Source organism: Micromonospora sp. NPDC049301, assembly GCF_040678715.1.
In the GTDB taxonomy this organism is placed as follows: domain Bacteria; phylum Actinomycetota; class Actinomycetes; order Mycobacteriales; family Micromonosporaceae; genus Micromonospora.
In genome coordinates this window covers 1-19764 of record NZ_JBFAQO010000012.1, presented here as the reverse complement: position 1 = coordinate 19764, position 19764 = coordinate 1, and the positions used below count along the sequence as shown (strand labels likewise).

The following is a 19764-nucleotide window of genomic DNA, read 5'->3' as shown; positions in this document are numbered from 1 at the left end:
GAAAGCGGCACCTCACGGCGGCCGGGAGGCGCGGTGGCATGCCCACCCGCCGGTGTGTTCCGGCCCCCAGATTTGCGTTCGGCCCGTGTGCTGGGAACATGGAGGAATGTCCGCGCAGCTGCTGTCCATCGAGGTGACCCGGCTCGATGCCGGGCGCGTCCGGCTGCGGCTGAGCGGCGACCTCGACTACGACTCCGCGCCCGAGCTGATCGCGGCGGCCGATGAGCTGCGCGGCGACCATCAGCAGTTGCTGATCGACCTGACCGGCGTGAGTTTCTGCGACTCGTCCGGGCTCAGCGCCCTGCTCGTGGTGCACCGCGCCGCCGGGGCGATCCGGCTGACCGGGGTCAGCCGGATCCTCCAGCGGATGCTGGACCGCACCGGGCTGGCTGAGCTGCTGGCCGTGGAGCACGCCGACGACGACGTGCGCGCCACCGGCTGAAGCGGCGCCCGGCGGGCCGCCCCCGAAAAGGGGGTGGCCCCCGACCCTGGGACCTGGGGTCGGGGGCCGGAGGAATGTCTAGGGTGCGGTCATCGGCTGGAGCCGGGGTCCGCTCTCACGAAGCTCTCCGGTTGGCGGACGGTCGGCGTCCTCAGGAGCCCCCGAATCGGGCGTCTGGTACAGATAGCGGACGAAATCCCCACCGGACTCGTTGTCCTCCGCGCCCGGCCACTGCCCGATGCAGTCCATACCGACCACCTCGCGGCCGGTGCCGTCGGCCTCCTCCAGCAGGGCCCACAGGCTCACCGCGTAGCAACGGGTGGCGTCGGGCGTGAGCTGCCAGCGGGCGTACCAGCCGGGTCGGGCGGGGACGATCTCGACGATCTGTTTCATGACGACCTTCCTTCCGCGTACCTCGGAAGAACTCCGGTCCTGAGCCGATCCTGCTGGCAGGACGGGTGAGCGCCCATCACCCGCCCCGGATGAAGCCCACCGATGCCCGGCCCGCCCGCCCCGGTGGCGTCCGTTTCAGCGCCCGGTGCGGCGGGAAGGCGACGGACGCAGGCACGATCCCCAGCGGAAGGGGTGCCACCATGCGCAAGCAGATGGAGGGCGACAACCAGCGGCGCCGGGCGCTGGCCCGGCAGGCACGCGAGCAGGGCCGTCAGCCCAGCGAGTTCGGCGCCAGCCTGAGCGCCTCCAAGCAGATCACCAGCCTGGATCAGGGCAAGCGGGCCGGGCCGGCACCGGCCGGACGCCACAAACCGGACAGCACGCGCGGTGGGCCGGCCCCGCCGGCGCTCGGCACGCCGGACAATCCCCGGCCGCAGCCGTCCCCGGGCGCCGGTGCGGCGGGCACGAGCAGCGTCGGCTACCAGGAGCTGGTCGAGGACGTCCGGCGCCGGGCCGGGGTCGACTTCAGGACGGCCAAGGTCGGCACCGAGGCGACCGTGCTGGTCCTCGCCTTCGCGCTGGAGGCGGCAGAGCGGCAGCGGCTGCTCACGGCAGTGCCGACCTCGCTGCACGACGTGCTGCCCGTCGACGGCGTCGAGCGGCACCGTGACCTGCCCGGCTTCCTGGCCGAGGTGGGCCGGATCAGCGGCCGTACGCCGGAGCAGGCCCGCTACCAGGCGGAGGCGACCCTCGCCGCGCTCGCCGAGCAGGACGGTGACCTGGTCGAGTCGCTGCACGTACCCGACGGCCTGCGGGACCTGTTGAACCCGCCGGAGGCCGGCGGCGGCCTCGTCGGCGCCTCCACCACCACGCCCACCCTGGATGCGGCCGAGCTGCGGGAGGCCCTGGACGACCTGCCGTACTGGGCCGGCGACAGTGACGCCCTGTACCGGGTGGTCGCGCTGCCGCCGGACAACCTGGACCGGGTGCTCGCCCGGCTCGACCGGCTGCGCGAGGAGACCGGGCGCGCGCCGAGCATCGGGCGCCCCGGCGGCACGGCCGCCGTGCTGACCGTACGGACCAACCAGGCCGACGGGGTGACCGCGCTCGACGTGGACCTCGCCCACCGAATCGACGACGCGATCGACGAGGTGGGCGCCGGGATGGCCGCCGGCTGACCGGCACATCGGCGCACGCGGGCCGGCGGACGCGGGGGACACCCCGCTCCGCCGGCCCGCCGCCGTGCCGGGCCGCGTCGACCCGGCCGCCCGGTCCGGCGGTGCGGCTGGGCCCGGCCCGGCGACCGCCGGGCCACGGGCGGTGCGCCCCGGCGGCTCGGCTAGCGTGCCGGACATGAACCGCGCCGCCGACCGGCTGGAACTGGTCGCCGATCCGGTCCGCCGGACCGGGCGGATGCTGCTCTCCGCCGGCGTCGAGCAGTCGTACGTGGACGTCGAGGACCCCCGGCACCTGCACTTCGAGTACGTCCGGCGGATCGCCTCCGCGGTGGACCTCGCGGCCCCGGCGGGAGAGCCGCTCAGCGCGCTGCACCTGGGCGGCGGCGCGTTGACGCTGCCCCGCTGGCTGGCCGCGACCCGGCCCGGCTCCCGGCAGCGCGTCGTCGAGCGGGACCCGGCGGTGGTCGAGCTGGTCGCCCGGGAGCTGCCGCCGCTGCCGCCCGAGGTGCGGGTGGAGGTCGCCGACGCCCGGGAGGCGGTCAACGCCAGCCCCGCCGGCCGGTACGACCTGGTGGTGGCCGACATCTACCGGGCGGCCCGGATGCCCCGCCACGTGCGCACCGTGGAGTTCGTCGCCGAGGTGGCCCGCACGCTGCGCCCGGACGGGCTGTACCTGGTCAACGTCACGGACCTGCCGCCACTGGTCGGCACCCGGGTGCAGGTGGCCACGCTGCGGGCGGTCTTCGGCGACGTGTGCGTGCTCGGCGACCGGCGGATGCTGCGCGGCCGGCGCTACGGCAACCTGGTGCTCGCCGCGACAACCCGGCCCGGCGGGCTGCCGGTCGGCCGGCTGGCCGTGGCCGCCCTGCGCGACCCGGTGCCCGGCGGCCTGCTGCACGCCGCCGCGCTGGACGGCTTCGTCGCGGGCGCCAAACCGGTCACGGACGCCGACAACCCCGCGCGGACATGACCACCTGGTCCTACACCCGCGGGTGATCGGCGCGGTGCCGGGTTTCCGAAGGTGAGCGCGGGGAAGCCGCGCCGGATGAGCAACGCCGACGCTCGGGTGACCGCCCGCCGGACCCTGGTCGTGATCGGTCTGGTGCTGGCGACCGCGTTGGCGCTGGCCTTCGTGTACGCGACCCGTCGAGTGCTGGCCTGGGCCGTGGTGGCCGCCTTCTTCGCCGTCGCGCTCAAGCCGCTCGTGGACCGGCTGCAACGCCGGTTCGTGCGGCGACGGGCGTTGGCCACGCTGCTGGTGTTCCTCGCCGCGTTCGTGGTGCTGGCGATCCTGGCCGCGGTCATCCTGGCGCCGCTGATCAACGAGCTGGGCCGGTTCGCCGAACGGGCGCCGGAGCTGCTGCGCGACGCGCGCGCCGGCCGGGGCCCGCTGGGGCACCTGGTGGAGCGCACCGGCGCCCGGCGGTACGTGTCCGAGCACTCCGAGCAGCTAGGGAGCTTCGGCACCCGGCTGCGCGAGCCGGCGGTCGGCGTGCTGCGCGGCGTCGTGGAGACGGTCGCCGGGCTGGTCACGGTCATCGTGCTGGCGTACCTCATGGTGCTGGAGGCACCGCGGATCACCGGTGCCGTGCTCGCGGCGGCCGGGGACGGCCAGAGCGAGCGGCTGCGGCGGGTGGGACGGGAGGTGTCGCGCACCGTCACCGGCTACCTGACCGGCAACCTCGTGATCAGCGTGATCTGCGGGGCGTTGACCTTCGTGGTGCTGACGGTCACCGGAGTGCCGTTCGCCGCCGTGATCGCCCTGCTGGTGGCGGTGGCCGACCTGATACCGCTGGTCGGCGCGACGCTGGGAGCGGTGATCGCGGCCGGCGCCGGTTTCCTGCACTCCCCCACCGCCGGCGTGGTGGTGCTGGTCTTCTTCGTGGTCTACCAGCAGGTGGAGAACCACCTGCTCCAGCCGCTCATCCTGTCCCGCGCGGTCCGCCTGAACGCGCTGACCGTGCTGATCAGCGTGCTCCTCGCGGCGGAGCTGGCCGGGCTGCTCGGCGCCCTGCTGGCCATCCCCGCCGCCGGCATCGTCCAGACCCTGCTGCGCGAGTACGGCCCGGCCCGGCTGCGCCCCAACCCGCCGGCTCCCACCGACCAGCGACGCCGACCGGCCGGTCCCGCCCCGCAGGGCTGACCGGCCGGATCGGGTGGTGCTCAACGGCCCCGGGCCGCGACCTCGGGTGAGGTGCTCTCCAGCGGGACCGCGTTCGCCGGGACCAGGCCGAGCTGGGCCGCCGGCCGGGGCAGGGTGGCGTCCAGTGCCCAGTCCGCGCTGACCCTCGTCCGGTTGCCCGGCATCGCCAGCAGGTGGTACGCGCGGGTGACCGCCTTCGCGGGCAACCCGGCCAGCGGCACGTGCAACGGGTTCGCCGCCGCGGCCTTGCCGCCCAGGTCGACCACCCAGCCCAGGTCGTGGTGCTTGTACGGCTTGCGCTGGCCGTACCCGTACGAGGCGGCGATGTTGTGCGCCACGCGCTTGCCCTGCCGCTGGGCGTGCTGGGCGGTCATCGTGCAGACCTGGCCGGGGCGGGTCAGGTCGGGCACCGCGGCGGCGTCGCCGCAGGCGTACACCTCGGGGTAGCCCGGGACGGTCAGGAACTCGTCGACCACCAGGCGGCCCTTCTCGGTCCGCAGGCCCAGCTCGTTGACGAACGGGTCGGGGCGCACCCCCACGCACCACACCAGCGTGCAGGTGGGCACGTAATCGCCGTCGGTGAGCTTCACCCCGTCGGCGGTCGCCTCGGCCACCGACGTGCCCATCCGCACGTCCACCCCGCGCCGGTCCAGCACCTTCTGCGCGGTCTGCGACATGCGCTTGTCCAGCTCCGGCAGCACCCGGGGGGCGATGTCGAGCAGCATCCAGCGCGGACGCAGGGTGAGCCGGGGCCGCTGGGCCTGCAACGCGTCGGTGAACAACTGCCCGTGCGCGGCGACCTCGGTGCCGGTGTAGCCGGCGCCGACCACCACGAAGGTGGACCGGGCCCGCTGCTCGGCCGGGTCCTCGGCCTGCTCGGCCAGCTCGATCTGGCGGATCACGTGGTCGTGCAGGTAGACCGCCTCGGGCAGGCCGCGGAAGCCGTGCGCGTACTCGGTCACCCCGGGGATGGGCAGCAGCTTGTTGACGCTGCCGACGGCGAGCACCAGCCGGTCGTACGCCAGCCGGTTCTTGTCCCCCTCCGGCTGGGTGAAGCCGACCCAGCGGTTCTGCAGGTCGACCTGGTCCGCCTCACCGATCACCACCCGCACGCCCTTGAGCGTCCCGGTCAGCGGCACGGCGATCCGCCTCGGCTCGACCACCCCGGCGGCCACCTCGGGCAGCAGCGGCAGGTAGAGGAAATAGTCGGTGGAGTTCAGGAGCACGATCTCGGCCCGGTCCCGGGCGAGGCGGCTCAACGTCTTCGCCGCGTGGTAACCGGCGAACCCGGCCCCCACGATCACCACACGAGGTTTCGTCATTTCGGGCCGTTTCCCGCCGAAGCCCGGGACAAACGTCAGGCAACCGGCATCTCGGGCGCTGCGGGTGAGCGGCGCGGACGGCGAGCGAGGCTCAGGTCGGCTGGAGCCGGAGATGCCCGGTGGTCCGCACCGCCTCCAACTCCCATTCCCGGCCGAAGGCACGCACCCGCTCGGCGGCGACCCGACCCAACTCCTCCGGGATGTCCGGATCGAGCACCAGCCTCCCCTCGACGGGGTTGATGCCGAGCATGGCGCGGACCAGAGCCAGCGGCGCGCCCGCCGCCCAGGCCTGCGGGCTGCACGCGGTCGGGTACGGCACGGCGAACAGCAGCCGTTCCCGCTCGAAGCCGCTGAGCGCCTCCGGTAGCCGGTAACCGAACTGCTCGGCCGCGTCCAACATCGCCAGGCTGATCCGGTTCGCCTCCGCCCGGTAGCCGTAGCGGGCCATGCCGAGCACGGCGATCGAGTTGTCGTGCGGCCAGACCGTGCCGAGGTGGTAGCCGAGGGCGTTGTAGAGATGTTCCTCCCGGGACAGCGTGCGGATTCCCCAACCGGAGAACATGTGCCGCGACATGAGTTGCCGCACCACGGCGTCGGCCCGGTCCGGCGGCACGATCCCGCTCCACAGCAGGTGACCCATGTTCGAGGTCTTGGAGTCGACCCGGTTCTTGTCGCCGTCCAGGGCGACCGCGTAGTACCCGCCCCGATCCTCGATCCAGAAGTCCCGGTTGAACCGCTCGTACAGCGTGCCGGCCTCGTCGCGCAGCCGCCGCGCCAGCGTGGGGTTGTCCAACGGCCCGTCGAGCAGCTCGGCCATCCGCAGCTTCGCGTCGTAGGTGTAACCCTGCAGGTCAGAGGTGGCCAGCGGGAGCACCGGGATGCGGCCGTCGGCGAAGCAGACACCGTCCGGCGAGTCCCGCCAGCACTGGTTGCCCAGCCCCTCCGGCGAGCGAGTGGCGTACTCGACGTAGCCGTCGCCGTCCCGGTCGCCGTACTCGTCGATCCACCGCAGCGCGGCGATCGCGTTGTCCCGCAGGTGCCGGACGGTCTCGTCGTCGCCGGTCCAGCGCCAGAACTCGGAGAGCAGGATCAGCCAGAGCTGGGTGGCGTCCGCTGTGCCGTAGTAGGGCGCGTACGGCTTGACCCCGGTGCGGGTCAGCTCGCCGCTGCGAACCTCGTGCAGGATCTTGCCGGGCTCCTCGTCGGTGAAGTCGTCGCACCTGTCGCCCTGAAGCCGGGCCAGCGCCAGCAGCGCCCCCTTGGCCAGGCTCGGCCCGGCGACCAGCGTCTGGTACGCGCTGATCAGTGTGTCCCGGCCGAAGACGGTGAGGAACCAGGGCAGCCCCGCCCCGGGCACCATGATCCGCTGGCCCTTGACCTCCAGGTCCAGCCGCAGCGCGGACAGGTCGTCGCGAGACTGGCGCATGGTGCGCTCCAGCGCCTGGCTGTCGCAGCGCAGCACCGCGCGCTCGGCGGTCCACCGTCGCAGCGGGTCGTCGGCCCGGCGGTGCACCACGTCGGCGATGTCGCCACGGACGGGCTCGACCACTCCCATGCCCGGCGGCAGCGGCACGTGCAGGTCGACCTTCCACTCCTGGCGCGGACGCAGGTCCAGGTCCCAGACCAGCTCGTCGCCCTCGATCCGGTCGGCCGGGATGGAGCAGCAGACCCGGGTCTGGGCGGAGAAGTCCCCGTTCTGGTAGGAGAAGCACAGCTCGGACCGGTCGGCGGCGTGGCTGCGGCTGATCGCTGCGGAACGATCCCGCACCACGGACTTCACCTCGAACAGATCGGCGAAATCGACAGCGACGGCCAGCCGCAGCTCCAGCCGGACCGGCCCCGGCCGGTACGACGTCAGTTCCACCCGCTCGTGGAAGCCGTCGCCGACGTAGCGCAGCCGCCGCAGGCCGAGGCTGTTCGGGGGCAGGTCGGGCAGCTCGGGGTTGCCGAGCACGTACTGGGCCGAGTAGTGGTCGATGGTCTCGGCCCGCAACATCAGCAGCTGGGCGCCGTTGACGGTCAGTGTCCAGCCGCTGATCAGCCGGGTGTCCAGGTGAACCAGACCACCGATACTGCCGGGCGGCACGTCTCCGGACGGGTTGGAGTACATGAACGTGGGTCCGCGCAGCACGGCCAACGCGTTGGGGCCCAGCTCCGGCGGCATCGCCCGCTGATCAACGCCCTCCCCGGGCGCCTCGGGCAGCACTCCGGGCGTGGGTTCCGCGGGGGTCGCGCGCAGGGCAGCCATGCCATCCACCGTAGGAACGGCGGAGACCGGGTGTCATCACCCGGTCCGGGTGAAAGCCGGGGAACATACACGCCCGGCGATATGGACAGCCACCGCCATCGATGGGGAGGATGCCGGAATGGGATCTGACGACACCGGCGACCGACCCACGAGGTCCACCCGCCGCACCTTCCTGTCCGCCTCGGCCGCCGCCACCGCGGCGACCGCCGCCACCGTCGCGGTGCCCGCGCTCGCCGCGCCGGCCACCGCCACCGACGCCCCGCCACCCGGCCCGGGCCGCACGCTCCGCCCGCAACGACCCGACCGCGAGCTGCGCGAACTTCTGCGCCAGGTCGATCCGCGCCGCGTCGAGGCGATCGTCCGCCGGCTGGCCGCGTTCGGCACCCGGCACACCCTCTCCAGCCAGGACGACCCGCAGCGCGGTATCGGCGCCGCCCGGGACTGGATCCACGCCCGGCTCCAGGAGTACGCGGCGACCTCGGGCGGCCGGATGACGGTGGAACTCCAGTCGTACATCCAGCAGCCGGCGTCGCGGATCCCCACTGCGACCCGGATCACCAACGTGGTGGCCACCCTGCGCGGGACGACCTCGCCGAACCGCACCTACGTGGTGACCGGCCACTACGACTCCCGGGTCACCGACGTGATGGACGCGGTCAGCGACTCGCCCGGCGCCGACGACGACGCCTCCGGGGTGGCCGTGGTCATGGAGCTGGCCCGGTTGATGGCCAGCCGGCCCACCGCCGCGACCGTCGTCTTCGCCGCGGTCGCCGCCGAGGAGCAGGGGCTGTACGGCTCGGCGTACCTGGCCCAGCAGCTCAAGGCGGCCGGCGCGGACGTCCAGGGCATGTTCAGCGACGACATCGTGGGCAGCAGCACGGCCGACGACGGCACCCGCGACCCGTACGCGGTCCGGCTGTTCGCCGAGGGCGTGCCGACGGCGGAGACCCCGGCCGAGGCGAGCACCCGGCAGTCCGTCGGTGGTGAGAACGACTCGCCGTCGCGGCAACTCGCCCGGTTCGTGCGGGACGTGGCGGAGAACGACGCCACCGGGATGCGGGTGCGGGTCATCTACCGGCGGGACCGCTACCTGCGCGGCAGCGACCACATCTCGTTCCTGCGCGAGGGCTGGCCGGCGGCGCGGTTCACCGAGCCGAACGAGGACTTCGCCCACCAGCACCAGGACGTCCGGGTGCAGGACGGGCAGCAGTTCGGTGATCTGCCGGAGTTCTGCGACTTCGGGTACATCGCCCGGGTGGCCAGGGTCAACGGCGCGGCGCTGTGGTCGCTGGCCCAGGCGCCCGGCACCCCGAAGGGCGCCGTCATCGTGACCACCGACCTAACCAACAACACCACCCTGCGCTGGCAGCGCGGGACCGAACCGGACCTGGCCGGCTACGAGGTGGTGTGGCGCGAGACCACGGCCGCCGAGTGGCAGCGGGTCATCCCGGTCGGTGACGTCACCGAGGTCAGCATCGACCTGTCCAAGGACAACGTCTTCTTCGGCATCCGCGCGGTGGGCCGCGACGGCCTGCGCAGCCCGGTCGCGTTCCCCCGCCCGGGCAGCTGACGGCGCCACGCCCCGGGGTAACGCCAAGATCCGCGCAACTACGGGGAAACTGCTGCCTCCACGCTGGCGGAGGCAGCAGTTTCCGGGAAAGTGCGCGGATTTTGGCGCGGGCCGCACCGCGCCGTGTCGCGCCGCGCGCGGTCGGTCAGGTCGTCGCTGGGGCGGTGATCGCCCACCGCTCGTGGTCGCGCCAGGCGCCGTCGATGAACAGGTAGTCCGGGGAGAAGCCCTCCAGCCGGAAGCCGAGCTTGCGGGCCACCCGCTTGGACGGCTCGTTGCCGGGCTGGATGTTCGCCTCCAGCCGGTGCAGCCCGACCGCTGTGAACGCGTGGTCGATGACCAGGGCGACGCCCGCCGAGGCGTGCCCGGTGCCGCTGTACGGCTGGAACGCCGCGTACCCGAGGAAGCCGCCGCGCAGCGCGCCCAGCACGATCCCGCTGATGTTCACGTAGCCGGCGATCTCGCCGCTGGCCCGGTCGCAGATCAGGTAGCCGGAGCTGTCCCGGCGACGGATCCGGCGCAGATAGCGGTCGTACTCCTCCGGGCTGTCCGGCGCGACCAGCCACGGGTGGTGCAGCTCCCGGCTGCGCCGGGCGGCGGCGACGAACTCATCGGCGTCGGCGGGCCGGGGCCGGCGGATCGCGGCGGGACCGCCGGTGCGCAGGTATCTCACGGCGGACCACTCTGACCGAACCACCCGGGCGCTGTCCAACCGCGTCGGCCTGCGCCAGCTGGAAGATCGTGCTCGAACAACGATTCAGTGGCATCCACGACGGACGAGGGCACTACTTCCCGGATCGAGCACGATCAAGCCGGCGGTCGCGGGCGTCGCTCAGCGCTCCGGTGCTCTCCCGGGGCAGCACCGTGTGCGGCGCGGTGACCACGGCGACCGCCGCGTCCGGCCGGTCGATCCGGGCGGTGACCCGGGCCACGGCCTCCCGGGCGAGAAACCCGGTGTCGATGCAGACCGTGCTCAGCGTGGGCCGGGAGTAGCGCCCCTCCTCGATGTCGCCGATGCCCATCACGGCGACGTCGGCGGGGACGCGCAGGCCGGCGTCGAAGGCGGCGCGCATGGCGCCGATGGCGAGGGGGTCGGAGTAACAGAAGATGGCGTCCGGGCGGTCCGGCTGGGCGAGCAGGGCGTGGGCGGCACGGTAGCCGTCGGCCCGGCGGTGCCGCGACGCCGGCAGCGGGTGACCGGGTACCGGTGCCAGCCCGGCCCGCCGCAGCGCGCGGTGATGGCCGGCGGTGCGCGGCGCCGTGGCATCCGACTCCATCGGGTACGCCCCGATCGCGGCGATCCGTCGGCGGCCGGCGCGCAGCAGGTGCCCGACCGCGTCCTCGGCGGCCCGGGCCACGTCGACGGTCACCCGGTCGCAGTGCCCGTCCCGGGCCTCGCCGCCGACCAGCACGACGGGACGCCCCGCGGCGGCCAGCGCCTCGACCAGCCCGGCCGGCGCGACGGGCGCGGTGACCAGCACGCCGTCGACCGGCATCGCGCGGGCATCGGCCAGTGCCGGCGCTGCCCGTCCGTCGTCGGGCCCGGCCTGCTCGATGACGACCCGGTAGCCCCGGCTGCCGGCCGCGCGGACGACCTCACGCGCGAGATCGTTCGCGTACGGCACGTCGCTGTCGGGCAGGACCAGGGCGAGCACGCCGGTGCGCCCGGTGCGCAGGGTCCGGGCGAACACGTTCGGCCGGTAGCCGAGCTGGGCGACGGCGGCCTCGACCCGACCGCGCACCTCGGGGCTCACGTGGGGATAACCGTTGACCACGTTGGAGACGGTCTTCACCGACACGCCAGCGAGCCGCGCCACGTCCTTGAGCGTGGAAGCCACGACCTGCCCTCCCCCGACGAAGTCACACCAGCAAAACCATTTCACCGGTGTACTTCCGACCCTCCCAGGCGATTTCACACCTGTCAAGGCGCTACGGTGGTGTGAACGGAAGGGGGGTGGGCGGTGGACGACGACGCCGCGGTGCCGGCCGCCGTGCGGCTGGTCCGGGACTTCGTGAACACCTTCGAGCCGCAGATCGACGACGAGACGCTGACCAGCCCCGACCGGCTCCGCGACTGGTTCGTCGACCGGGACCTGATGACGGCGGACGCGCACCTCGGGCCGGCGGATCTCACCCTGGCCGTGACCATCCGGGAGGGGCTGCGGGCCGTCCTGCTCGGCCACGCCGGCCACCACGGCGACCCGGCGGCGATCGACCAGCTCAACCGCGCCCTGGCCGGCGCTCCCGTCGCGCTGCGCTTCGCCGACGACGGCCCCGGCCTGGTCGCCACCGGGGGCACACCCCTGGACCGGGCGCTGGCCGCGCTGGTCGACGCGATCCGGCAGTGCGGCGAGCAGGGCACCTGGCTGCGGCTGAAGGTCTGCGCCCGCGACACCTGCCGCTGGGCCTACTACGACGCCTCCCGCAACCAGGCCCGCCGCTGGTGCTCGATGGCCGGCTGCGGCAACTACATCAAGATGAAGCGGGCCTACGCCGCCCGCACCGGCCGCACCCGGGCCGCTCCGCCGACCCCGTGACCCGGGGCACCCCCGGACGCCTGGGGAATCATGGCCGCCCGCCGCGTCAGAGCGGGCCGGGCCGGGTCTGCTCCAGCGGCAACGGGACCTGGAGGAAGGTCGTGCCGCGCAGGTCCAGCCAGGCCCGGTCCGGTGCGCGGACCAGCCGCAGCATCACCTCTTCACACGACGGGCAGCGCGCGACCAGGCCCGGGGCGTGCGAGAACACGTGCAGGCTGGCCATCGAGCCGGTCATCCCGCAGTTCTCGCAGCGGCCCATCGCGGTGCTCAGGTCGACGGCGAACAGCTCGCGCAGCGGGCCGTCGAGCATGTTGCCGTCCAGGTACGACATCTCGGTCATCGGGTCTCCTCGACGTTTGCGGGCGAGCGGGCGGTCAGCCGGTGGGGCCGAAGCGTTCGGTCTTCACCCGCCGTGACGGGTGGCCCAGCCCCACCAGCAGGTCGGCCACCGCCTCCACGAACCCGGTCGGGCCGCAGACGTAGGTGAGCCGTTCCAGGTCCGGCGGCCAGCCGTGGGTGTTGACGTCGGCCAGCCCGATCCGGTGCGGCTCACCACGCCACCCCTCGGGCGCCTCGCGGGTGTACACGTACGCCACGTCCAGCCCGAAATCGTCGCGGGCCCGGCGGCGCAGCTCGTCGGCGTAGATCAGGTCGCCGGGCGTACGCACCGAGTAGAGCAACCGGAACGGGACCCTGCTGCCGACCTCCCGGCGGGCCCGGATCATCGCCATCAGCGGCACGATGCCGGAGCCACCAGCGAGCAACTGCACCGGCGCGGTCTCCTCCGGCCGCCAGATGAACCAGCCGCCGAGCGGGCCGCGGACCTCCACCGGGTCGCCCGCGCCGTAGACGTCGATCAGGTACGGCGACACCTCACCGTCGTGCACCCGCTGCACCGTCACCTCGATGCGCGGGCCGCCCGGACCCTCGACCACGGGCCCGGCCACCGAGTACGACCGGGCCGCCTGGTAGCCGTCCGGCGCGGTCAGCCGCAGGTCGACGTGCTGCCCGGGCAGGTGCCCCGGCCAGTCCGGCACCTCCAGCACCAGGGTCTGCGCGCTCGGCGTCTCCACCCGGCGCTCCACCAGCCGGCCGACCTGCCAGCGGATGGGAGCCCGCGCCGGGGTGCCGGTCGCGACCGCGCGCTCAGTCACCCTGGTACCGCTGCTCACGCCACGGGTCGCCGTAGTCGTGGTACCCGGCGGTCTCCCAGAACCCCGGTTCGTCCATCGTCTTGAGCCGGATGCCGCGCACCCACTTGGCGGACTTCCAGAAGTACAGGTGTGGCACCAGCAGCCGCGCCGGCCCGCCGTGCTCGGGGGCCAGCGGCGCGCCGTCGAAGGTGTGCGCCACCCAGGCCCGGCCGCCGCGCAGGTCGTCCAGGGGAAGGTTGGTGGTGTACCCGCCGTACGAGTGCGCGAGCGCGAAGTGGGCGCCGGTGTCCACGCCGTCGAGCAGCGTGTCCAGCGAGACGCCCTTCCAGTTGGTGCCGAGCTTGGACCAGTGGGTGACGCAGTGGATGTCCACCATCGGCGTCTCCTGCGGCAGCCCCATCAGCTCCTGCCACGACCACCGGTACTCGGTGCCGTTCTCGGCGGCGATGACGAACTCCCAGGTGTCCAGGGACACCCGGGGCGTCGGGCCGGCCGAGAGCACCGGGAAGTCCTCGGTCAGGTACTGCCCGGGCGGCAGGGCCGGCTCCTGTGTTCGGGGCCGCCCCTGGAAGCCCGGTGACACGATTCCCATTGCACAGTCGTACCACCGTGCCGGCCGGGGCGGGAGCTTTCCCGCGTACCCCTCGTCGCCCCGGCGCCGCGCGGTCAGCGCCGCTCCGCGACCACCTCGCGGTCGTCCGCCTGATCGCCGCGGGTGGCGCGGAGACTGGTCAGCGTGACCACGACCAGCACCCCGATGATCACGCCGAGCGAGGCGAGGGTGGGGATCTGCGGCACGCTGTGCCAGATGCCGTGCGCCCAGTGCAGCCCCAGCTTGAGGCCGATGAACGCCAGGATGATGGCCAGGCCGTAGCTGAGGTGCACCAGCCGGCTCAGCGCCGCGTGCAGGACGAAGTAGAGCGCCCGCAGACCCAGCAGGGCGAACGCGTTGGTGGCGAAGACCAGGTACGGATCCTCGGTGATGCCGTAGACCGCCGGCACCGAGTCGACCGCGAAGACCACGTCGGTGGCCAGCACCGCGACCACCACCAGGGCGAACGGGGTCAGCGCCCGCTTCGCGCCCTGCCGGACGGTCATCCGGGTGCCGTGGTACTCGTCGACCACCGGCATGAACCTGCGCAGCACCTTCACCGAGCGCATCTTGCTGATGTCGACTTCCTGCTGGTGCCCGGAGAGGGCGTCACGGAGCAGCTTCACCGCGGTGGCGATGAGGATGATCGCGAAGAGCAGGAAGGCGAAGTCGAGGGTCTGCAACGCCGCCGCGCCGAGGGCGATGAAGACCGCCCGCAGCACCAGGGCGCCGGCGATGCCGTAGAGCAGCACCCGCTGGGCGAGCACCGCCGGCACCGCGAACGCGGCCAGCAGCAGCATGAAGACGAACAGGTTGTCGACCGAGAGCGACTTCTCCACCAGGTAGCCGGTGAGGTACTGCACGCCCAGCTCGGAGCCGTAGCGGGCCCAGATCCAGCCGCCGAACGCCAGCGGCAGGGCGATGTAGAACGCCGACCAGCCGATCGCCTCCCGCATCGACACCTCGTGCGGGCGGCGGGTGACCAGGAAGTCCAGCACCAGCAGCAGCAGTACGCCGGCGATGGTCACCGCCCAGAGGGTGGGCGTGCCCACCGTCGACAGCTCACCGCCGGCAGACAGGTACGACACCTCGGTCATGGGGCCTCCTCGAACACCGTGTCATGTTCGAGGTCTCCTTCACCCAGCAAAGCTGGGCAACCACCCGAGGCGCGCCGGGCGCGCCGTACTGACCGGAATGGTTCGTGGGAAGTACTCCCCTCGCCACGACAAGGTTAGGCCAGGCTCAATGCCGCCGCCAAGCGGGACCTGGATGGTTGCCCTGACCAACCGCTGGGTGCGGCCTTGGTCAGGTGTGGTCAGCCACGACGCAACGTCGCCCCCGGAGCCATCGCCGGCTCGACCAGTTGCCGGTAGTCGCGCGGCAGCTGGGTGACCACGTCGTCGAACTCCCCACCGGTGATCGCCTCGCGCAGGGTGGTGAAGACCGCCCGGACGGCGTCGCGGGCGACCGGCTCCTCCACGTCGGCGCGCACCGCGACCCGGGCGACGAACTCGGCCGCCCCGAACCGGTCCGCCTGCTCCGTGCCCGGGCTCGGCTTGAGCACCACCTGCAGCGGTTTGGGCAGCTGGGCGGCCAGATCCAGCACCTCGCCCCCGGTCAGCCGCTCGGCGAACGTCTCCAGCACGGCCCGGGTCAACTCGACCGCTCGCTCGGACGGCGCTCGGGTGCGCTGGGAAACCTGGTCGATGAAGGTGTCGTAGTTCATCGCGTACCCCCTCGGGCTGGCGTCGGCGCCTGCGGGTACCCACGACAACGGGGTGGAAACGGCGCCCGATTCGACCGCCGGCCGGGGCGTGAGCGGGCGTCGGGCGGGTAACCGCCGCCCGTCGTGACCACATCGATGTCCCGAGGGAGCCCCTGCCATGGCGAGCTACGCCGACGTCCTGCAGTACCTGTCGAGCCTGGACTACCCGGCCGAGAAGGACGACGTGGTCCGCGAGGCCGAGCGGGAGGGTGCCCCGCCGGACGTGCTGAAGGCGTTGCGCGCCCTGCCGCCGCTGGACTACGCCAACGGCACCGAAGTGGCCCGGTCGGCCGGCATCGAGGCAGCCCCCGAGGTCGGTCCCGCGCAGCGGGCCGCGCAGGCCCGGGACAGGCACAACCGGGTGTCGCAGCACCTGCGCGGCATCTGACCCGACGGTGGCGGCCCGAGTCCCGACGCGCGGCCGGCGCGGATGACCGGCAGGGGTCCGCTGTCCCGGTCCCCGGACGGGCACACCCCGGCCGCCGTGCAGCTCGTCCTGGTGGGGGTGGTGGGTGCCATCGCCGGCGTCGCCGCCATGCTGTGGTCGCCGATGCTCGCCCCGCTGGTCGCCTGGGACGCGGCCGCGCTGAGCTGGCTGGGGCTGGTCTGGCACAAGCTCTGGCCGCTGGACGCCACCCAGACCTCGCGGGTCGCCTCGTACGAGGACCCCAACCGGGCCATCCGTGACGTGGTGCTGCTGATCGCCTGCCTGGCCAGCCTGCTGGCGGTGGGGCTGGTGCTGGCCAGCGCCCACTCCGAGCCGCCGGGGCTGCGCCGTGAACTGGCCGGCGGGGTGGGCGTACTCAGCGTGCTGCTCTCCTGGTTGGTGGTGCACACCGTGTTCAGCGCGCGGTACGCCCGGATCTACTACACAGGCCCCAACGGCGGCGTGAACTTCAATCAGCCCGGACCGCCCCGCTACTCCGACTTCGCCTACCTGGCGTTCACCATCGGAACGACGTTCCAGGTCTCCGACACGAACCTGACCAGCAACGAGATGCGCCGCACGGTGCTGCGGCACTCGATGATGTCGTACCTGTTCGGCGCGTTCATCATCGCCGTCACGGTGAACCTGGTGGCCGGTCTGGCCCGCTGAGCGCCCGACCTGAGCCCCGGAGTGGTCACGGGGCGGCGGGCTGGTGCGCCGGGACAGGCGGGCGCCCCGGGGCCACGAACCGCGACCGGGGGCGCCACGCAAACCTGCCCAGGCGGTGAAATCGCCCCCGAACCGGGAGCGACCACCAGGCGGTGGATGCCCGCCCGAACCGAGCGGCCAGCACTGCCGGGTACAACCATACGACAGAACATCCTCCGTACGGTCAGATTTTGCCGAACTGTGGGCCAGGGCACGTCATGGTCAACCGGTCAGCTCCGCGTACCGGTGCTCCAGGTCGACCCGGGCCAGCGCCCCCACCAGCCAGGCCAGCCGCTCCGACTCCCCGCTGCCGGCCAACCCGGCGAGGTCGTCGGCGGACCGGCCCAGCCCCAGCCGGCGGGCCGCGGCCAACGCCCGCCGGTCGGCCACCGGGGCCACCTCCCGCCAGAGCGCCTGCGCCTCACGCAGGAACAGGTCGACGACCTGGTCGTCCACCCCGGGCAGTTCGGCGAGGAGCTTCCGCTCCCGGGCCGGGTCGTGGTGCGCCAGCGCGCGCAGCCGGCGCAGGTCACCCCGGTACCGCTCGACGACCGTACGAGCCAGGTCGCCCAGCACGTCGGCCAACGCATCGACGTCGCCGCGCTGGCCACTGTCGCGCAACACCCGCACCCGGTCCTGGTGCAGCGAGCGGGCCAGCCGGGCGGCGCTGTCCCACCCCTCGTCGCGCAACGCCCCCGCGCCGTCCACCGCCCGACGGAAGTCACCCCGTCGGGCGAGCAGCACCGCGAGGTAGAGCACCTGGAACAGACTCGCCGGGTTGTTGGTGACCCGGAAGCCGTACTGCTCGGCGAAGCCCCGTCCGCTGCCGGCGAGCCGGCGGGCCAGGCGCTTCCGGTCCTCCACCGGAGTGATCAAAGTGGTCGCCATGCGGGCGACTACCCACGCCGACGTCGGTCACACGCCGACCGTGGTGCACGCCGCGCGGGGTGCGGCCATCACCCGTGCAGGCCACCGGTGCGGTCGCGGGCCTTCAGCCGGGTGGTGGGCAGGGCGGGCGCCGGCAGCGGCGGCGCCGGATCATCGGCGACCACGCCGAAGCGTCGCCCGGCCATCCAGTCCTCCCGGGCGGCGGCGACCTCCTCGTGGGAGCGGCCGACGAAGTTCCACCACATCACCAGCGGCTCGTCGAACGGCGTCCCGCCCAGCAGCAGCAACCGGGCACCGGCACCGCCGCGCACGGTCAGCTCGCGGCGGTTCGAGCCCAGGTAAAGCAGCGCGCCCGGTTCGAACCCGACACCGGCCGCCTCGGCCGAACCGGACATCGCCAGCACGGCGTACTCGAAGTCGGGCCGCAGTGCCAGCGTGGTCGGCGCCGTACCGTTCAACTCGAGCTGCACGCCGACCAGCGGGGTGTGCACCACCGCCGGGGACCGCTCGCCGGCGAACTCGCCGACCAGCAGGGTGAGGTCCAGGTCGCCGTCGCGCCAGCGGGGCAGGTCGGCGTGGTGCGCGAAGTCCGCCGCTCCGGCCCGCGCCGGGTCCGGTAGCGCCACCCAGAGCTGCACACCGTGCATCACCGGCGGGTGGACGGCCGGCGACCGCTCGGAGTGGGCGATGCCGTGCCCGGAGGTCATCACGTTCAGCTGGCCGGGCCGGATCGGCTGGACGTTGCCGAGGCTGTCCCGGTGCAGGATCTCGCCCTCCAGCAGCCAGGTCACCGTCTGCAGGCCGGTGTGCGGGTGCGGCGGCACCTCCATGCCGGGCCGCTGCGCCACGTCGTCCGGGCCGAAATGGTCCACGAAGCACCACGCGCCGACCATCCGGCGGGGGCGCTGCGGCAACAGCCGGCGAACGGTGGTGTAACGGCCCAGCGGCACGTCGTGGCCGGGCAGCAGCACGCTGCCGGGATCGACGTCGGCCACACCGGGCGGTCGGGTCTCCGCCAGCATCGGTTCAGTACGCTCCACCGCCAAACTGTACGCTCGCGCCCACTCTCGGCCGCGGGGTTCACCGGGTGCTGGCGCTCACCGTCACACTGCTGACTCCCGCCACCAGGTCGAGGTAGAGCCGGTCCACCGACCGGTCCCACCCGGGCGTGCCCAGCAGCGCGCCGGCCGCCACCCCGGCCCAGCGCTCGTCGCGCAGCACCACCGAGGCGGCGCCGGCTCCCGCGCGGACCCGTACCGGTGGCGCGCCGGGAACCCGGACGTCGAGCTGACTGGCCCCACCGGTCAACCGGACGGTCACGGTGCCACTGACCGGCGGCAGGAGAACCTCGGTACGGGCGGACCCGCCGGCCAGCTCCAGCCCCAGCAGCCGGGCACGGGTCAGGTCCAGCACCTGGCTGCTCACTCCGCCGGCCAACTGGAGACGCCAACTCACCCGCTCGTTGAGCAGCACCCGCACGGCCCGCTCCCCGGACGCACCGGTGGCCACCACGCCGAGCCGGACGGTCTCGCCCAGCACCTCCGGTCGACCGGTCACGCCCGAGCCGGCCGGGCTGCTGATTTGGTAGAGGTCGTCACCCAACTCGGCCACCCGCAACTCGAACGAGGACACCCCGTCCGCGAGCACGAAGGTTGCCCGCTCCCGACCCGCCAGCGGCGCCGTCATCGTCTGCCCGGCAGCTGTCGCGCCCGCGCCACCCGGTCCACCGCCGCCAGCCGCGTCGGGGTCGGAGTCGGCGGCGCCCGCCGGAGGGACGGCACCATCGGGTCGGCCGGCATCGGGGTTGACGTTGCCGGGGCGGACATGGTCCGGGAAGGTGCCGTCGTCGGGACGGGTGCCGTCCGAGCGGGCGCCGTCGGGCCGGGTGGCGTCGCGGCGGGCATTGTCGGGGTGGGCGTTGCCGGCGCGGCCGTCGTCGGGTGCGCTGGAGTAGGACATGCCGAGGCGGTGCGGATCGGCAATGATCACGGCAACCGCGGCGGCGCCGAGGATCAGCACGACGGCCGCGGCGGCCAGCAGCATCCGTGTCCCGATGGGCCAGCTCCGACGTGGGGTGGTGTCACCCGTCGGCTCCGGTTCCGACTCGGGCTCCGGGTGGTGGTCCGTGCCCTGCCCCACTGCGGCCATGTCCTCGTCCCTCCGCCGGTCCCCGCCGATGAGTACGTACCCGCCCATCGTTCGGATCACTCAGCGGTGATCGCACCGCTCCCCTGCGTCGCCGCCCAAGGTTCGTGTGTGGACATGCCGCTGGCCGGCACCCCGGGTTGGGGTGCCGGCCAGTGGTCGGTGTCCTGCGGTCGTGCGTGGTGTTGCGGGTCAGCTGTTCCAGTGCTTGCTGACCAGGTCGGTGGCCTGCTGCTCCCACTGGGCGTAGGC

At 73.4% G+C, this 19764-nt stretch carries 21 protein-coding genes; 8 read left to right on the top strand and 13 right to left on the bottom strand.

Annotated elements, in window-relative coordinates; translation table 11 throughout:
- Nucleotides 1–106 precede the first annotated feature (106 nt).
- Nucleotides 107–442: an STAS domain-containing protein gene (locus AB0K07_RS27300; RefSeq protein WP_363759241.1), complete on the top strand. Its 336-nt coding sequence runs from the start codon at nt 107–109 to the stop codon at nt 440–442.
- Nucleotides 443–520: 78 nt separating this feature from the next.
- Here the strand turns inward: AB0K07_RS27300 and AB0K07_RS27295 are convergent, their stop codons facing one another.
- Nucleotides 521–835: a hypothetical protein gene (locus tag AB0K07_RS27295; protein WP_363759238.1), complete on the bottom strand. Its 315-nt coding sequence runs from the start codon at nt 833–835 to the stop codon at nt 521–523.
- A gap of 200 nt (nt 836–1035) precedes the next feature.
- On the opposite strand from AB0K07_RS27295, the gene AB0K07_RS27290 reads away from it, so the two are divergent.
- From AB0K07_RS27290 to AB0K07_RS27280, 3 genes are all read left to right on the top strand, one after another.
- Entirely contained in the window at nt 1036–2013 is a 978-nt protein-coding gene (locus AB0K07_RS27290; protein ID WP_363759235.1) for a DUF2267 domain-containing protein, read from the top strand.
- 235 nt (nt 2014–2248) lie between these two features.
- On the top strand, nt 2249–2983 hold the full coding sequence (locus AB0K07_RS27285; protein WP_363759520.1) for a fused MFS/spermidine synthase: 735 nt from the start codon (nt 2249–2251) through the stop codon (nt 2981–2983).
- 75 nt (nt 2984–3058) lie between these two features.
- Entirely contained in the window at nt 3059–4156 is a 1098-nt protein-coding gene (locus tag AB0K07_RS27280; RefSeq protein WP_363759232.1) for an AI-2E family transporter, read from the top strand.
- Nucleotides 4157–4176: 20 nt separating this feature from the next.
- Here the strand turns inward: AB0K07_RS27280 and AB0K07_RS27275 are convergent, their stop codons facing one another.
- Both AB0K07_RS27275 and AB0K07_RS27270 read right to left on the bottom strand, forming a co-directional pair.
- Nucleotides 4177–5478: an NAD(P)/FAD-dependent oxidoreductase gene (locus AB0K07_RS27275; RefSeq protein ID WP_363759229.1), complete on the bottom strand. Its 1302-nt coding sequence runs from the start codon at nt 5476–5478 to the stop codon at nt 4177–4179.
- 91 nt (nt 5479–5569) lie between these two features.
- A complete protein-coding gene (locus tag AB0K07_RS27270) occupies nt 5570–7726 on the bottom strand; it encodes a glycogen debranching N-terminal domain-containing protein (RefSeq protein ID WP_363759226.1) in 2157 nt (718 codons plus the stop codon).
- Nucleotides 7727–7844: 118 nt separating this feature from the next.
- Between AB0K07_RS27270 and AB0K07_RS27265 the strand changes: the two genes are divergently transcribed.
- Complete coding sequence (locus AB0K07_RS27265) at nt 7845–9296, top strand: M20/M25/M40 family metallo-hydrolase (RefSeq protein ID WP_363759223.1); 1452 nt, start codon at nt 7845–7847, stop codon at nt 9294–9296.
- Nucleotides 9297–9441: 145 nt separating this feature from the next.
- Here AB0K07_RS27265 and AB0K07_RS27260 read toward each other — a convergent pair whose 3' ends face one another.
- A complete protein-coding gene (locus AB0K07_RS27260) occupies nt 9442–9969 on the bottom strand; it encodes a GNAT family protein (protein WP_363759220.1) in 528 nt (175 codons plus the stop codon).
- Between the two features lie 112 nt (nt 9970–10081).
- Nucleotides 10082–11134 (bottom strand): LacI family DNA-binding transcriptional regulator, encoded by a 1053-nt coding sequence (locus tag AB0K07_RS27255; protein WP_363759217.1) that lies wholly within the window; start codon nt 11132–11134, stop codon nt 10082–10084.
- A 123-nt stretch (nt 11135–11257) separates the two neighbouring features.
- On the opposite strand from AB0K07_RS27255, the gene AB0K07_RS27250 reads away from it, so the two are divergent.
- The gene (locus AB0K07_RS27250) at nt 11258–11833 is read left to right on the top strand and encodes a CGNR zinc finger domain-containing protein (protein WP_363759214.1); all 576 of its coding nucleotides are present in this window, start codon (nt 11258–11260) and stop codon (nt 11831–11833) included.
- 46 nt (nt 11834–11879) lie between these two features.
- On the opposite strand, the gene AB0K07_RS27245 is transcribed toward AB0K07_RS27250, so the two are convergent.
- The 5 genes from AB0K07_RS27245 to AB0K07_RS27225 form a co-directional block, all read right to left on the bottom strand.
- Nucleotides 11880–12173, bottom strand: coding sequence for a DUF6510 family protein (locus AB0K07_RS27245; RefSeq protein WP_363759211.1), 294 nt, complete (start codon nt 12171–12173; stop codon nt 11880–11882).
- 34 nt (nt 12174–12207) lie between these two features.
- The gene (locus AB0K07_RS27240; RefSeq protein WP_363759208.1) at nt 12208–12987 is read right to left on the bottom strand and encodes a ferredoxin reductase; all 780 of its coding nucleotides are present in this window, start codon (nt 12985–12987) and stop codon (nt 12208–12210) included.
- Complete coding sequence (locus tag AB0K07_RS27235; RefSeq protein WP_363759205.1) at nt 12980–13579, bottom strand: sulfite oxidase-like oxidoreductase; 600 nt, start codon at nt 13577–13579, stop codon at nt 12980–12982. Before AB0K07_RS27235 ends, AB0K07_RS27240 begins: the two co-directional genes overlap by 8 nt.
- 74 nt (nt 13580–13653) lie before the next feature.
- Nucleotides 13654–14676 carry a TerC/Alx family metal homeostasis membrane protein gene (locus AB0K07_RS27230; RefSeq protein WP_363759202.1) on the bottom strand — a complete coding sequence of 341 codons (1023 nt, stop codon included), beginning with the start codon at nt 14674–14676 and terminating at the stop codon, nt 13654–13656.
- A gap of 218 nt (nt 14677–14894) precedes the next feature.
- Entirely contained in the window at nt 14895–15305 is a 411-nt protein-coding gene (locus AB0K07_RS27225) for a DUF2267 domain-containing protein (protein ID WP_363759199.1), read from the bottom strand.
- A gap of 157 nt (nt 15306–15462) precedes the next feature.
- Between AB0K07_RS27225 and AB0K07_RS27220 the strand changes: the two genes are divergently transcribed.
- Together AB0K07_RS27220 and AB0K07_RS27215 are read left to right on the top strand one after the other, a co-directional pair.
- On the top strand, nt 15463–15732 hold the full coding sequence (locus AB0K07_RS27220) for a DUF2795 domain-containing protein (RefSeq protein WP_363759196.1): 270 nt from the start codon (nt 15463–15465) through the stop codon (nt 15730–15732).
- Nucleotides 15733–15774: 42 nt separating this feature from the next.
- Nucleotides 15775–16440 carry a DUF1345 domain-containing protein gene (locus tag AB0K07_RS27215; protein WP_363759193.1) on the top strand — a complete coding sequence of 222 codons (666 nt, stop codon included), beginning with the start codon at nt 15775–15777 and terminating at the stop codon, nt 16438–16440.
- A gap of 261 nt (nt 16441–16701) precedes the next feature.
- Here the strand turns inward: AB0K07_RS27215 and AB0K07_RS27210 are convergent, their stop codons facing one another.
- The 3 genes from AB0K07_RS27210 to AB0K07_RS27200 form a co-directional block, all read right to left on the bottom strand.
- Nucleotides 16702–17367: a hypothetical protein gene (locus AB0K07_RS27210; RefSeq protein ID WP_363759191.1), complete on the bottom strand. Its 666-nt coding sequence runs from the start codon at nt 17365–17367 to the stop codon at nt 16702–16704.
- A 68-nt stretch (nt 17368–17435) separates the two neighbouring features.
- Nucleotides 17436–18407, bottom strand: coding sequence for a pirin family protein (locus tag AB0K07_RS27205; protein ID WP_363759188.1), 972 nt, complete (start codon nt 18405–18407; stop codon nt 17436–17438).
- Nucleotides 18408–18447: 40 nt separating this feature from the next.
- Nucleotides 18448–19515 (bottom strand): hypothetical protein, encoded by a 1068-nt coding sequence (locus tag AB0K07_RS27200; RefSeq protein WP_363759185.1) that lies wholly within the window; start codon nt 19513–19515, stop codon nt 18448–18450.
- Between the last annotated feature and the right edge of the window lie 249 nt (nt 19516–19764).